Consider the following 13,760-nt stretch of genomic DNA (forward strand, 5'->3'; position numbering starts at 1 on the left):
GTTACTCCGCTCTTTCGTTGGTCAGCAACGGATCCCACAGTCGTCGGGCGAGAACTCCGAATCGAGTCGGTTCCTCGGCCCAGACGAATTCGTCGTCCGACGGCGGATCCGCAGCCAACTCCGCCAGTGTTCGAGCTTCTCCGAAAACGTAAGCGTTGCTCGGATCGATCATCTCGCCGTACTGCCCGGTCCACTGGGTGTCCGCACCGTTTGTCGCATCGTCGACCGACTCGCCACCAAAGCGTCGGCGCGCATATTCGGCTGAAGTAGCGGCCCACATCGGCAACGGACGCTGCAGCCCCCGCTCGCGTAGGTCCACCAGTTGCTGCAGGATCTCGACCGCATTGCCTGGCGCATCGAGCACCGACCGTGCCGCTGCTATCTTTCCCCGACCCCGTCCGATGGAGACTGCATCGAGCGCACCGGGTCGTCCGTGCGCTTTCAAGGCGAGCAGGTTTATCCAGGCCGTCATTCGATGTTTAGGCGCCAGTGAGGAATACGACGCTCGCACCACTGAATTGCCGTGCACACCGGTTACCGTTCCGGTGAGACGACGCCCGTCACCGAGGTCGATGTCGACGTCGACAGCCTCGGAGTCGCCCTCGAGGTGTGGCAATGCAAGACCGGCAAGTTGGTCTACCACCCACTCGACGTTGCCCAGAACCGAGGCGCCCAGGTTGTAGGGCGGCAAAGTACCGCGGCGCCACTCGGCTGCACGGAAATCCGCCGAGCTGCGTCCAGCCAAGCGCGAGAGAAGCATTCGGTCACCCAGAGCCCAGGTGGACAGTGGATCGAGCTCGGTTGCCAGCGAATCCGCGATGTCGTCGTCGAGTTCCGGTACCCGGACGCCGAGGCGTTGGCGCAGAAAACCACGGGCGGGGTGTACGAGGAAGTTCACCAGGTCGGCAAGGTTCACTTCCTTCGGATGCACCTCGAGTAGCTTGGCCGACAAGACTGTCGGCAATTCGATCGGTGTTCCGGCAGCAGCCCTGGCACCGGCCAGCGCTGCCGTGTCGAAGCTGAACGGCTGATCCGGCGAGAAGTTTCGATTGTCGAACGACTGCAACGGGTGTCGAGTCAGCACCCCGTTGATCGCTTCCGGGCCCACCGTCGCACTGAGTACGTCGAGGAGGCCACTGAGGGGGATCGCCGGCGGTCTGACGACACCGGTGACCGGATCGGCACCGGTATACAACAGAATCAGATGCTCACCCGCAGACATCACGGCATCGAGAAGCAGTTGCCGGTCTTCACTGCGCAGATCACGCTCCCCCACAACTGGATCACGGGACAAGATGTCGTCGCCGTCGACTCCACCGGTTCGAGGGAACACCTCGTCGTCGAGCCCGATCAGAACGACCACGCGATGCGGCACCGAACGCATCGGAACCATCGTGCACACCGTCAGTTCGCCGGTTCGGAAGTTGGCACGCGTAGGTCTGCCAGCGAGGCTGCGCGAGAGCATCGCGCGAACATCGGCCAGACGTAACACCGTCTCTCCGCCGAATTCGACAGCAGCTACAAGTTCGCGGTGGGCCCCCGCGCTCTGCCAGGAATCGGCGGGCGCAGTGTCGGTCAGTAGATCCAGGGCCCGCATCAGCACACGAAGCCATTCGGCCGGCGAATGTGGGCCGGCAAGATCGCGAAGCGAGACTGCCAGGCGATCGACGAACTCTGCGAAACGTCCACTCAGATCGATGTCTGTGCCGTCCACGTCATCGAGTGGCAGCGCGAGATCCAACCAGGCATTTTCCGATTCGTCCGCGCTGACCCCCAACAAGATTCGGTCCATGGCGGTGTTGAAGGTGTTCTGCGGAAATGCATCGAGACCGAACGTGGCACGCTGCCGACTACCGATTCCCCAGCGAGCACCCGCTTCCGTCGTCCATTCCCGCAGTCTTTCCAATTCGTCGTCGCCCCACGAAAAACGTGTGCGGACAGGCTCGGTCGCAACAAGGTCGAGAACCTCACTGGCTGTGGCCCGGCCGTCGGCCAATTCGAGGAGAGAGCCGAGAACGGCCAGGACAGGATTGGTCTGACGTAATCCGCGGTCTGCCAGCTTTACTCGAAGAAGATGCCCCGGGTGTCCATGGACACCTTGCCCGAATGCAGCACGAACCAAGGGTGCGTACGTTTCGACGTCCGGGCACATCACGAGTACGTCGCGTGGCTGCAATGTCGGGTCGTCCTCGAACAATCGGAGCAGACATTCGCGGAGCACCTCGACCTGCCGTGCCGGCCCGTGGCAAGCGTGGACCTGAACTGTCCCGTCCGGTTCCGCTGCAACGCTGGGAGCACGATCTGCGATGACATCGGCCTTGACCGTCGCCAGGAGGGATTTCGGGCCGGCTGGTTCGGGAAGATGCACCGACTCGAACTCGGCGGCACCGAGGCTGATCTGAAGTTCACGAACGTCGCGAGCAAGACTCGACAGCAACGGATTGGCAGATATCAGCGCTGACCCGTCTTCCGAACGTCGGATCGTGCTCTCACTTCGAGGCTGCATGCGCGAGCTCATCTTGGTCCACAGCGCGGGGCTGGGATGCGGGAGCCAGATGTGCACGTCCCGATTCGCACTGAGTGCGCTCAAGATCATTCGCTGATCGACCGGCAGCCGGGTCGGCCCGAAGACCGACAGACGTTCCGGTAGGTCGACCAAGGCCGGGTCCTCGACCAGCGCGCGGCTCACTTGCCCCAGTCGCTCTGCGGGCCCCGGAACGTCGATCTTGTCCGCGACGATGCACCACAGACGTGCCTGCCATTCGAAATCCTCCGACAGCGCCAATCCGTGTCCGTCGGTCAACCGCCCGGCGGCCCAGTCGATCAGCATCTGTGGGCGTTGCGCGGCATAACTGCGGAAGAGTTCGGTGACATGTGTGGCGGAGGCAAACCGTCGACCTTCACGATGGCCTTCGAGATGCTTCGCCAGGACTCCGCACCAGGGCTCGCCGAGGGACTCGTCGATCACGTCGAGAACCGTCCACACCAATCGCGTCGGCGACCATGGGTCGTCGTCAGCCGTGATTCCACTGACCGCAGCCACGGATTCCGCGACCAGGCGCGCGGGTGAAGGAAACGCGATGTTCGCAGAAATTCCGTCCACTGCTGACGGTCCGGACGTACCTAGCTGGGAGGACAGCCGCTGATTGAGCCAACGCTCGACGCCCTTGGCCGGCACCGCAACAGTTTCCTGGGCGAATGGATCCGACAGCGGTGTACGGAGGAGCGTGGCCAACGCCGAGACCAAGGTGTCCGAACGCTCGGCCCGGTACAACTTCAGCAATCTTCGCTCCCCTCACTCCGTCCAGACGTCCATCTCACCACGGCGCTGTGACAGGAGACGCCGAACCAGCCTCACGCAGCGGTGACGCGCAGGCAACATGACCGCAACCGGACGTTCGTACTGTGCGGGAATGACCAGTCCCGTCACCACACCTCGCCCCGCTGGAACCGGTCTCGACATCTCCGGCCTCGGCAAGACCTTCGAGATGGGTCGTCGGTCGGTGACCGCGCTGACCGACGTGTCCCTTCAAACCAGCGAAGGATCCTTTCTGTCTCTGCTCGGGCCGTCCGGATGCGGGAAGTCCACCGTTCTCCGCATCCTTGCGGGCCTCGACACTCCGACGTCGGGAACAGCACTTGTCAACGGACAGTCGCCCGCCGAGTTACGCAAGCGCCGCGAACTCGGAATCGCCTTCCAGGATTCGGCTTTGCTGCCGTGGCGGACGGTGACCTCCAACATCAAACTGCCGCTTCAGGTTGCCGGCATCGATCCCGACCCCGACCAGATCGCCGACCTGATCGCTCTCGTCGGCCTCGAAGGATTCGAGAAGGCCAAGCCCGCTCAATTGTCCGGCGGTATGCGTCAGCGTGTGTCGATCGCACGATCGCTCGTGGTCAAGCCGAGTGTCCTCCTACTCGACGAACCCTTCGGCGCGCTGGACGACATGACCCGACAACGACTTAATATCGAATTGCTCAGGATCTGGACCGAGAAACCGGCGACCACGTTGATGGTGACTCACGGAATCGCCGAAGCCGTGTTCCTCTCCGACGTCGTTGCCGTCATGACGCCGAGGCCCGGACGCGTCCTCGAAGTCGTGCCGATCGACCTGCCGCGCCCGCGTACTCCCGAGATGATGCGTACACCCGAGTTCCACGAGATCCACGACTACCTCTCCGGACTGCTCTTCGGAAAAGCAGGCGTCGCATGACAATTACCGATATCGAGAACGTCGCGACCGCGGCGGCGCAGCCATCTGTACCGCGCCGGATCCGATTGAAGCGTCCAACGTGGTTCGGCGGTGCAGTCGGCATCTGCGGACTGATCGCTCTCTGGTGGATTCTGGCGGCGGCCGGTGTTGCGGGAGGTACGATTCCGACGCCGTGGGTGGTTGTTTCAACGATGTTCGACGACGGTTGGTCGCTCTACGGACCCAATTTCACCGTCACGGCTTCCGGTGCGCTGCAGGGCTTTCTCTGGGGAAATCTGCTGGCGATCACGCTTGCCGTGCTTGTCGTCCTCATTCCGCCCATCGAGGGATTGGCCACACAATTGGCGATCCTGAGCTACTGCACACCGCTGTTGGCGCTTGGCCCAATCATCCTGGTCGTCTTCGGCGGCCGGACCCCCACAATCTTTCTCGCCGCGATGTACTGCTTCTTCACCACGATGGTCGGCACACTCGCAGGCCTGAGATCGGCAGACAAGACGAGCCTCGATCTCGTTGCCGCCTACGGTGGTGGGCGTTGGCAGAAGTTCACCAAAGTTCAATTGGTGAGCGCACTTCCGAGCACCTTTGCCGCCCTCAAGATTGCTGCACCCTCGGCCGTACTGGGTGCAATTCTCGGTGAGTATCTCGGCGGGGTGGACAGCGGGATCGGCGTCGCACTCACGGCCGCTCAGACGTCGTACAACGTCCCGCGAACGTGGGGAATGGCCATCGCCGCCGCCTTGCTGGCCGGCCTGGGATACGCCGTCGTCGCAGCGATCGCCCGGCTCGTCACCCCGTGGACGAACGCTCCGGGAGCACAGAAATGACCGCGGTACGAGGAACATTGAGATTCCTCGCTCCGATTGCCATCGCCTCGGCGCTGTTGCTTGTCATCTGGGTGGTCTTCCTCAACACCTTCCCCCAGGTCGGCCCGCGTGTGGGAAAGACGCCGGCCGACGTCTGGGAGTACCTGTTCTCCGGTCCTAAGTCCGCCGACGCTCGTTCGGGCATCATCGACAACCTGTTCATCACTCTGCGCGACGCCGGTGTCGGCTTTGCCGTCGGAATGACTGCCGCGCTCGTGGTGGCATCGATCTTCGTCGTTTCCCGCACTGTCGAACAGACTTTCATGCCCGTTGCAATGCTTCTACGATCTGTTCCTCTCGTTGCGATGACCCCGATCATCGTCCTGATATTCGGCCGCGGAATCGTGGGTGTGACGGTCATGGTTGCGATAGTGGTGTTCTTCCCAGCCCTCGTCATGATCATGGTCGGTCTACGTGCCGCTCCGGCTCAGGCACAAGACCTCATAGCTGCGTACGGTGGGAGTCGTTGGACCGCATTGCGAATGGTGTCCGTACCGTCCGCACTTCCGGCGGTGTTCGCCGCCGCTAGGGTGTCAGTGCCCGGCGCTTTGATCGGAGCACTCATCGGCGAATGGCTCGGTAGCGGTCAAGGCTTGGGTTCGAGCATGATCAAAGCCATTCCGCGCTACCAGTACAACGAATTGTGGGCATCTATCGTGGTGATCACCGTGGTGTCGATCGTCCTCTACGCCGTGGTCGGGATCTTCGAAAGCATCGCTCTGTCTCGCTTCGGTCCTTCGGCGGGCAAGTCGTGACATCTGTTAACACGACCTCAACAAACTCTCTCTCCCAAGCAAACTGAACGAAACCGACTGGCCCTAGTGTTCCGATTCATGACGCCATTCAAGCCCGTCCGCCAGCTGGACCGCAGGGCCTTCTTCCGCTACTCCGCGCTGACCGGCATCGCAGTCGCCGGTAGTGCGTCATTGCTCGCGTGTAGCAGTGACTCCAGCAGTTCGAGTGGCGGAACCACGGACGACGGTTCCGAATTCGGAACAGTTGCAGTGCAGTTGTCCTGGATCAAGAACATCGAGTTCGCCGGCGAGTACTTCGCTCTCGACAAGGGGTACTACAAGGATGCCGGGTTCGGGAATGTAGACCTGGTGGCAGGTGGCGCAGCCGGCACCGGCGTCGAAGCCGGCTTGGACACCGGCAAGGTGTGGATCGGAATGTCCGCACCGCAGCTCACAGCCCCCGCCGTACTCGACGGACTGGAGGCAAAAATCGTCGGGGCCACGTTCCAGAAGAATCCGTTTGCGATTGTCAGTTCCGCTGCGGCACCGATCAACTCACCGCAGGACATGATCGGCAAGAAGATCGGCGTCCAGGATTCCAATCAGCTCGTCTTCGGAGCTCTCCTGGCAGCAAACGGCCTGACCGAAAGCCAGATGACGATCGTGCCCGCGCAGTTCGATCCGAGCCCCCTGGCAAACGGCGAGGTGGACGGTTGGGTCTCCTACGTCACCAACGAGCCGATCACGCTGGCCGCCAAAGGTTTCCCCAACGCCCACTTCCTCTTCGCGGACTACAACCTGCCGTTGGTCGCCGAATCGTTCACGGTTCTCCAGTCCACCATCGACAACGAGAGGGACAAGCTCAAGGCATTCCTGAAGGCCGAGATCCAGGGATGGAAGGATGCGGTCGCTGATCCGGCAGAGTCGGCACGGCTTGCCGTCGAGGTCTACGGCAAGGACCAGAACCTGGAACTCGAAGAGCAGATCAAGGAAGCCACCGCACAGAACGATCTTGTGGTGTCGGCAGATACCAAAGCAAACGGGTTGTTCACGATGACACCCCAACTGATCGAACAGAACATCGCGGCACTGTCGAAAGCGGGGCTGGAGATTACGGCGGACCAACTGTTCGACATGTCGATCCTCGAAGAGGTGTACGCCGAGAATCCGGAGCTGATCTGACACCAGTGCCGAACGTTGATCCCAGATTTCTCGAGTTATCGAGTAGCTCCGACGCGGACGTCTGACGTCTGACATTAAGCACCAGATAATCAGTTCAGGCCTATGGGTTTTGACCTCAGGCCTCGGCGGTGCTGGTGTCGTCGACGGTTGCCCACGAAGTTCTGGGGGCACCACGGGTCGAGACCGTTCGCCCCAGCGTCAAACGAGCCCAACCTGGCGCAGCCAGTCGTCGAGTGCACCCCCTGCCTCGGCCACTGCCTCCCCCCGAGCTGTGAATCCGGCGCCAATGATCGCGTCGGGACACAGTTCTTCGTAGACACTCGGCACTCCGGACAGCCCACTGACCGCGTGAGTGGTGATCGGATAGATGGTCACGCCAGCTAAATCCAGGGATTCGACGAACGTGTGCATGATCATCGGTGCGCTGCTGTTCCACACCGGGCTTGCCAGTAGAACGATCGAATGTGTCCCGAAGGAGGACAGCTGGTTGGCAATGATGGGCCGCACGTCGTCGCGTTGCTCGTTCCTGTTCCTCTCGACCGTTTCCTCGTAGTCGAACGGGTACGGGTCGGCCGGTTCGATCTTGTGCACGTCGCATGAGAGGCGACTACGGATCATCCCGACCAGAACCTCGGTGTTGCCAATCTCGAGTTCGGTCCGATCTCCGTAGTAATAGTTCTCTCCGGATCGCGAGAAGTAGGCGAGTAACACCGACCCGGATGCTGCGCGTCGGGTCGGGTCGGTGGTCCGGCTAGGCGCAGTACTCGTTGGTACGTTCACGCCAGAATCGGGGGCGCATCCGGCTGCGATTCCGGCCAACCCGGCCACCCCGAGGGCGAGAGTGCCCCCGACGGCGGACCGTCGCGAAACTTGACGTGGTCGGTGGGATTGGCTGTGGGGTGTCTGCTGCATACGTCCAGTAAAGAGTGATTCGGCGGCCGAGGGGAGTTACTGGCGTACCAGGTACTGCCAGTGCCTGCCCGGAGGCTCGATGCTGTCTGCCACGTTCAGCGCATGCGCGGGTCGACGGAAGCGTGCACGTTGGCGAGAGCGCACACTACCGCGGTACCCAGAGTCCCGCTCCGATCGAAAACGGTGACGGTGCTCGTACTGATTCCGTCTGTTTCGACGCGATCCGTTGCGGCGAGGCCGATCTCGAGTCCCTGCGGTAGCCGGGCGAGCGCGAGGGTGACGTCGGCATTGATGAACTGCATGCCTGCAGTTCCCCAGTTACCGACCACGCTCGCCACATCGGCTGCGCTGGCAGCGAATTGAAAGGCTGAAAGCGCTTCGTCCTCCGCCACCCGAACTCCCAACACCCACATGATTTTTCGGGTGCCGTTGTGGTCGGATGCCGGAGTGGACACCCATCCTGTGTCATCGCTGTAATGCAGCCGCGGCTCTTCGGTACCCGGGCTCAGATCAGTCGGTGGACACTGCAGCTGGCTAGTCTGTGACCACACATCTGCGGTGGAGACATCCGGGTCGGGTTTGAGGAACAGTGCCCTGGCGGTGGCGACCTTGGTATCCCCTTGCAGCAGGTCTGCCTCGACAAGACTGATCCGTTTACCGGTGCGAATAATCCTGACGTCCGCGTGACATCTATCCATTGTCGCAACGCGGCAGAGTTCCAGTGTCCAACGCACCGGCCGGAATTCGGAGTCTGGCACGGCATGCTCGACGGCGCGCGCGAGCGCACCACTGACAGCCAGCCCTCGCATCCTGTTCGGGCCCCAGTTGCCCGCCGCAGTGGGCAGTGGAGTTAGAACATCGCCGTGCGGCGTCCTGTCGACCGAGAAGAACGCCGGTTCGCCGGTCATGCGCGATACTCGTCATCGGTGACGTGCTCGAACCAGGCGGTGGTGGTCGAAGGGTCTTCGGCGTTGTCGAGCATTGCAAGGTGTTCCATGAACGAGTCCGCGGAAGCTCCGTGCCAATGCTCCTCGTTCGGCGGGCAGTAGAGCGTCTGACCCTGATGTGCTTCCATTTTCGTACCACCTCGAGTGCCGACCCAGGCCACGCCCTGGGTAATGTGCAGCGTCTGCCCCACCGCGTGCGAATGCCACGCCGTGCGCGCTCCAGGAGCGAATCGCACCTTCGCGACGGTCATGCGCTGACCGTCCTCGCGGGGAAACGCGATCGGGTCGAGCCAGACGTCCCCGGCGAATCGTGCTGCGGGATTCTTGACTGTCGGCTTCTGCGGGTCGATCTCCATCGTCTGCCTTTCGAGTCGTTGTGCGTGTGCCCCCGGATCACACCGACGGTACGACCCGTCGTGCCAACCAGGGAGGCACTGCTGTTACCTGTATCGGCAAGCCCTCCCACCCGCACGAGAGGCCAGGTTGACTGGTCTCACCGAAGACCCGAACGAAAGGAACATCGTGACCTCTTCCATTGCAGGTGTAGCCGTTATCACCGGAGCGTCGTCCGGAATCGGTGAGGCGACGGCGCGCCATCTCCACGCCGCCGGTTTCAAGGTTGCACTCCTCGCACGTCGGCGCGATCGCATCGACGCGCTCGCAGCAGACCTCGGCGACGGCGCGCTTGCCATCGAGGCTGACGTCACCGACCGCGATGCCCTCGTTGCTGCGGCGGAGCAGGTCAAGAAGGAACTCGGTGGCGCCGACGTGCTCGTCAACAACGCCGGCGTGATGCTCCTCGGGCCGTTCTCGGCGGACCAGCGTGGGGACTATCGGCAGATGATCGAGGTGAACCTTCTCGGCGCCATAACCACCACCGAAGTCTTCCTCGACCAGCTCACCGCCAGCGGCCGCGCGGACATCATCAATATCTCGTCCGTGGCCGGCCGCACCGCTCGGTCCGGAAACGGCGTCTATGCGGCGACCAAGTGGGGGATCAACGGTTGGTCGGAAGCTCTTCGGCAGGAGCTGCTTCCGACTGTGCGCGTCACCTTGATCGAGCCCGGCGTCGTCGCTACCGAACTTCCGACCCATATCACCCACGAGTCGACCAACACTGCGGTCAACGAGATGTACAGCAAGGCCGAGGTGACTGCCGATGACATCGCTGAGGTCATTGCGTTCGCCATCGGTCGGCCTCGTCACCTGGCCATCAACGAAATTCTCCTGCGCCCGTCCACCCAGGTCTGATTCTGCGAGTTACCAAGCGGCCGTCAGTAATTCGATGAGTTGCTGACGGTCCACGGCGCGGGGTCCGGTCGTGATCGACCAGTCGTCCAGTGCGTGGTCCGCGACCTCGGCGATGTCGTCGTTCTCGACGCCGATATCACGCAGACGGGTGGGCACCCCGAATACCTCGAGCAGGCGCTCGATTTCAGCGATGACACCGTCGACACTTCGGTCGACGATCCCGAGGCCTGCCCCCATGCCTGCGATACGTTCGGCGGCTACGGGCACATTCCAGCGCGTGACATGTGGAAGCATCAGCGCTTCGACGACGCCGTTGGATGCCGAGGACCTGGGTCCGATCGCATGCGAAAGCGCCTGTGCAAGTCCGCCACCGGTGAAATCACTACCTTGACCACTCAGCAACGACGACAGCATCAGGTTCAGCCGCGGCTGTGCACCCTTGGGGTCGGACGCAAGCCGGGGCAGCCACTCGTTGACGCCACGAAGCGCTCCCATCAGCAGGGCGTCCGCGAGGGGGTCGGTTGTACTGGATTGCAGGCCCTCGATCGCCATGGAGAATACGTTCAGAGAGGCCGACCAGGCGAGCCGTTCCGGTGCCGTCACGGCCATGACCGGGTCGAGGATGACCCCCTGCGCGCGCGCCTTCGGGTCGAACAATGCCAGCCGTTCTCCGGTCTCCGGATCGCGCACCGCAGCACCAGCTTTCGCGTAGGCGCTCGTCGGAGTACTGGGGACGACCCACTGCGGTAGCTTCGGAGCCGACAGGCGCGGGCTCGTAAGTTTTCCGTCGGCTCCGCGCTGGGTGCACAGCTCGCGGATGTCCTTGTCCTCGGCCAGCAGAATGGACGATGCACGCGCGGTGACGACCGACGATCCACCGCCGACTGCGATGATCGCGTCCGCTTTCATGTCTTCGAGGTACTGACGCGCGTTGTTCACCGCCGGTAGCGGGCTGTGCTCGACGACGCCGTCGAACAGCCCGACGAGTTTCGATCCCAGGGCGTCGTACAACCGCTGCATCGCCTCGGGGTAGTCGAGGATGGGCTTGACCGTGATCACGACCGCTCGGCTCGCTCCGACGCGGTCGAGCTCACGGGGAAGCGCGGACATGGCCTTCTCGCCGGCAAACGTGCGGAAGGCAGGTGTCGCGTGGCGCAATTCGAGGTTCGGAGTGTCGGTCATGTGAGTGTTTCGCTTTCTCGAAGTTCTGGATTGTCAGTCAAAAGGTGACGGTCAGAAGGTGAAGACGCCCTTGCCGGACGTCTGCTTGTCGAATTCCGCGTATGCCTCCACGGCGTCGGCGAGGGTCCAGCGATGACTGAAGAGATCATCGACCGGCAGATGGTGCCGATCGACGAAATTCGCGCACTGAATCTGCTGAACGCTCGACAGCGACCACGACGTGGCAATGGTGACCTGACGCGAGAGGAACTTGCGGACGTCGACCTCGATGCGCCCGCCGAGACCGACGACGCCCAGTCGGCCCCACGGGGCGAGAGATTCCAGCGCGGCAGTCGCTGCGGCTGTCGCACCGGAAGTTTCGATCGCCACCGTGGCTCCGCCGCTGGTGAGTTGCTTGATCATCGAGACCGGGTCCACCGAGCCCGAGTTGATCGTCTCCGCGGCCCCGAAGGCACGGGCCTGTTCGAGTCGGCTGTCGGCGAGATCGACTGCGATGACTCGAGCGCCACGCGCAGTGGCCAACATCGTGGCGGATAAACCGACCGGCCCCTGGCCGAACACGACGAGGTCCGCCCCACCGACGTCGCCCACCCGATCGAGTGCGCCCCAGGCGGTGCCCGTACCGCAACCGATGGCGGCCGCCGCGATATCGGACAAGCTGTCGGACAGCGGCAGGACGGACTGCGTAGAGACCGTCATGAAGGGAGCGTGCGCACCGTGTGCCGACTTGCCGTACACCGTCGCCGGACCGGTAGTGCACATCTGTGTCCATCCCGACCTGCAGGCCTCACAACCGCCGCACCCGGCGTAGTGATGGACCATCACGCGTTGGCCGACGGCGAACCGCACGGGGTCGACGCCGGCACCGAGTTCCTCGATCACACCCGCCGGCTCGTGGCCGCCGATACACACCGGCGCGTCGGGCGCGCTCGCCTCTGCTCGGTAATAGTGGAGGTCGGACCCGCACATTCCGGAGGCAGTTACACGAAGCAACACCTCGCCCGGACCAGGATTCGGATCGGAGAAATCGCGCAACGAGATCTGCCGATCGCCTTCGAATACCAAGCCCTGCATCATGATCTACCTTTCGATTGCCTTCTTGGTTACAAAACTCAGATCGCGCCTTCGAAGTGGAGGGCTGCGACCTCGTCCTCCGTCATTCCGAGTTCGTCCCGCAGGATCGTGTCGGTGTCGGCACCGAGTCCGTGCGCACGATCCGGCTCGACCATCGGAGAGTCGGACAAAAACAACGGACTGCCCAGCGTCAACCACCTGCCCGACTCGTCGTCCATCCACCTCAGCACCCCACGCGCCTGAACGTGCGGATCATCCATCAGTTCGGCGAGGCTGAGCACCGGTGCGGTCGGGATTCCCGTCCTCGACAGAAGGTGTGCGACTTCCTGCTTGGTGTGCGCTGACGTCCACCGCTCCACCAGCACGTCCACCTCGTCCGAGTGCGCTGTACGACCCGACATGGTGCTGTACCGATCGTCCTTGGCATCCGGGTCGTCCATGACTCCGCACAACCTCTCCCAGTGAGATTGGGTGGGACACAGCACTGTCACCCAGCCGTCGGTGGTCCGGTACGCGTTGTAGGGCACCACGGCGAGCCCGCCGTGCCGGTTGCCCGTGCGCTCGGGCATGGCGCCGTTGCTGTTGATGTGACCGGCAATGTTCGACGACAGCGCCGGAAGGATCGCATCCTGCAGCGCGACCTCGACGTGTTGTCCGCGGCCGGTGTGTTCACGTTGATACAGCGCGGCCAGGACCCCGCTGAACATGTGGGTGCCTGCCATGAAGTCCACGACTGACGGTCCGGTGCGCACGGGTGCGCCTTCCATGAACCCCGTCGTGCTCATGATCGCGGTGCGGGCCTGAATTGTCAGATCCATCGCGGGTTCACCCGCATAGGGTCCGAACGATCCGAAGCCGGTTCCCGACGCCATGATCAGCCGTGGGTTGATCGCGCACAGAGCGTCGTATCCCAGCCCGAACCTGTCCATCGCGCCGGGCGAGAGGTTCTGGATGAGAACGTCGGCTTGCTCGACCAACTTGCGAACGATCTCTTGCCCCTTGGGATGCTTGAGGTCGACCTTCATCGCCCGTTTTCCGGAGTTCAGCATGGTGAACTGCACGGATGAGCCGTCGTGGTCGGCGCTCGGCAGCCGGCGGTAGGGATCGCCCTCGGGAGCCTCGATCTTGATCACGTCTGCGCCCAGACGAGCGAGCAACATGGAGCAGTAGGGGGCGAAGTAGAACTGACCTACACAGATGACCTTCACACCGCTGAGTGCCGGCATCGGCAGACCTCCAACTTCGTATTTACGGACAATGGTTTGTTATTAAGAACACTAGGACGGCCGCAACGTGCTGTCAATCACTGGGCGTCAAGTGGCCCACGCTGCAACATCAAGAGATCGTGAGCCTTGACACAGTCCGCAGGCGGTCGATACGTTCAAAGTATCCATAAAT

At 62.6% G+C, this 13,760-nt stretch carries 12 protein-coding genes; 5 read left to right on the forward strand and 7 right to left on the reverse strand.

The window, feature by feature from the left end; genetic code table 11:
• Position 1: 1 nt before the first annotated feature.
• Positions 2-3,283 carry an exodeoxyribonuclease V subunit gamma gene (gene recC / locus RE4_RS08605; protein WP_060938424.1) on the reverse strand — a complete coding sequence of 1,094 codons (3,282 nt, stop codon included), beginning with the start codon at positions 3,281-3,283 and terminating at the stop codon, positions 2-4.
• A gap of 97 nt (positions 3,284-3,380) precedes the next feature.
• Here recC and RE4_RS08610 point away from each other — a divergent pair, with 97 nt between their 5' ends.
• From RE4_RS08610 to RE4_RS08625, 4 genes are all read left to right on the forward strand, one after another.
• Complete coding sequence (locus RE4_RS08610) at positions 3,381-4,214, forward strand: ABC transporter ATP-binding protein (RefSeq protein ID WP_020906250.1); 834 nt, start codon at positions 3,381-3,383, stop codon at positions 4,212-4,214.
• A complete protein-coding gene (locus RE4_RS08615) occupies positions 4,211-5,041 on the forward strand; it encodes an ABC transporter permease (protein WP_060938425.1) in 831 nt (276 codons plus the stop codon). The genes RE4_RS08610 and RE4_RS08615 overlap by 4 nt, the downstream gene beginning before the upstream one ends.
• A complete protein-coding gene (locus tag RE4_RS08620) occupies positions 5,038-5,835 on the forward strand; it encodes an ABC transporter permease (protein WP_042950824.1) in 798 nt (265 codons plus the stop codon). The genes RE4_RS08615 and RE4_RS08620 overlap by 4 nt, the downstream gene beginning before the upstream one ends.
• A 78-nt stretch (positions 5,836-5,913) precedes the next feature.
• Positions 5,914-6,996, forward strand: a complete 1,083-nt coding sequence (locus tag RE4_RS08625; RefSeq protein WP_020968444.1) for an ABC transporter substrate-binding protein — start codon at positions 5,914-5,916, stop codon at positions 6,994-6,996.
• 198 nt (positions 6,997-7,194) lie between these two features.
• Here RE4_RS08625 and RE4_RS08630 read toward each other — a convergent pair whose 3' ends face one another.
• From RE4_RS08630 to RE4_RS08640, 3 genes are all read right to left on the reverse strand, one after another.
• Positions 7,195-7,776 carry a flavodoxin gene (locus tag RE4_RS08630; RefSeq protein WP_050768647.1) on the reverse strand — a complete coding sequence of 194 codons (582 nt, stop codon included), beginning with the start codon at positions 7,774-7,776 and terminating at the stop codon, positions 7,195-7,197.
• Positions 7,777-8,003: 227 nt separating this feature from the next.
• The gene (locus RE4_RS08635) at positions 8,004-8,816 is read right to left on the reverse strand and encodes an acyl-CoA thioesterase domain-containing protein (protein ID WP_020906247.1); all 813 of its coding nucleotides are present in this window, start codon (positions 8,814-8,816) and stop codon (positions 8,004-8,006) included.
• Entirely contained in the window at positions 8,813-9,211 is a 399-nt protein-coding gene (locus RE4_RS08640; RefSeq protein ID WP_020906246.1) for a (R)-mandelonitrile lyase, read from the reverse strand. The genes RE4_RS08635 and RE4_RS08640 overlap by 4 nt, the downstream gene beginning before the upstream one ends.
• Positions 9,212-9,377: 166 nt before the next feature.
• Here RE4_RS08640 and RE4_RS08645 point away from each other — a divergent pair, with 166 nt between their 5' ends.
• On the forward strand, positions 9,378-10,106 hold the full coding sequence (locus RE4_RS08645) for an SDR family oxidoreductase (RefSeq protein WP_020906245.1): 729 nt from the start codon (positions 9,378-9,380) through the stop codon (positions 10,104-10,106).
• 9 nt (positions 10,107-10,115) lie between these two features.
• Here the strand turns inward: RE4_RS08645 and RE4_RS08650 are convergent, their stop codons facing one another.
• From RE4_RS08650 to RE4_RS08660, 3 genes are read right to left on the reverse strand one after another with little or no spacing between them, the layout of a single operon-like run.
• A complete protein-coding gene (locus RE4_RS08650) occupies positions 10,116-11,288 on the reverse strand; it encodes an iron-containing alcohol dehydrogenase family protein (protein WP_020906244.1) in 1,173 nt (390 codons plus the stop codon).
• Positions 11,289-11,339: 51 nt separating this feature from the next.
• Positions 11,340-12,365 (reverse strand): zinc-dependent alcohol dehydrogenase family protein, encoded by a 1,026-nt coding sequence (locus tag RE4_RS08655; protein ID WP_020906243.1) that lies wholly within the window; start codon positions 12,363-12,365, stop codon positions 11,340-11,342.
• 35 nt (positions 12,366-12,400) lie between these two features.
• Positions 12,401-13,588, reverse strand: coding sequence for a CaiB/BaiF CoA transferase family protein (locus RE4_RS08660; protein WP_020906242.1), 1,188 nt, complete (start codon positions 13,586-13,588; stop codon positions 12,401-12,403).
• Positions 13,589-13,760 lie beyond the last annotated feature (172 nt).

This window comes from Rhodococcus erythropolis NBRC 15567 (genome assembly GCF_001552595.1).
Taxonomy (GTDB): domain Bacteria; phylum Actinomycetota; class Actinomycetes; order Mycobacteriales; family Mycobacteriaceae; genus Rhodococcus_F; species Rhodococcus_F erythropolis.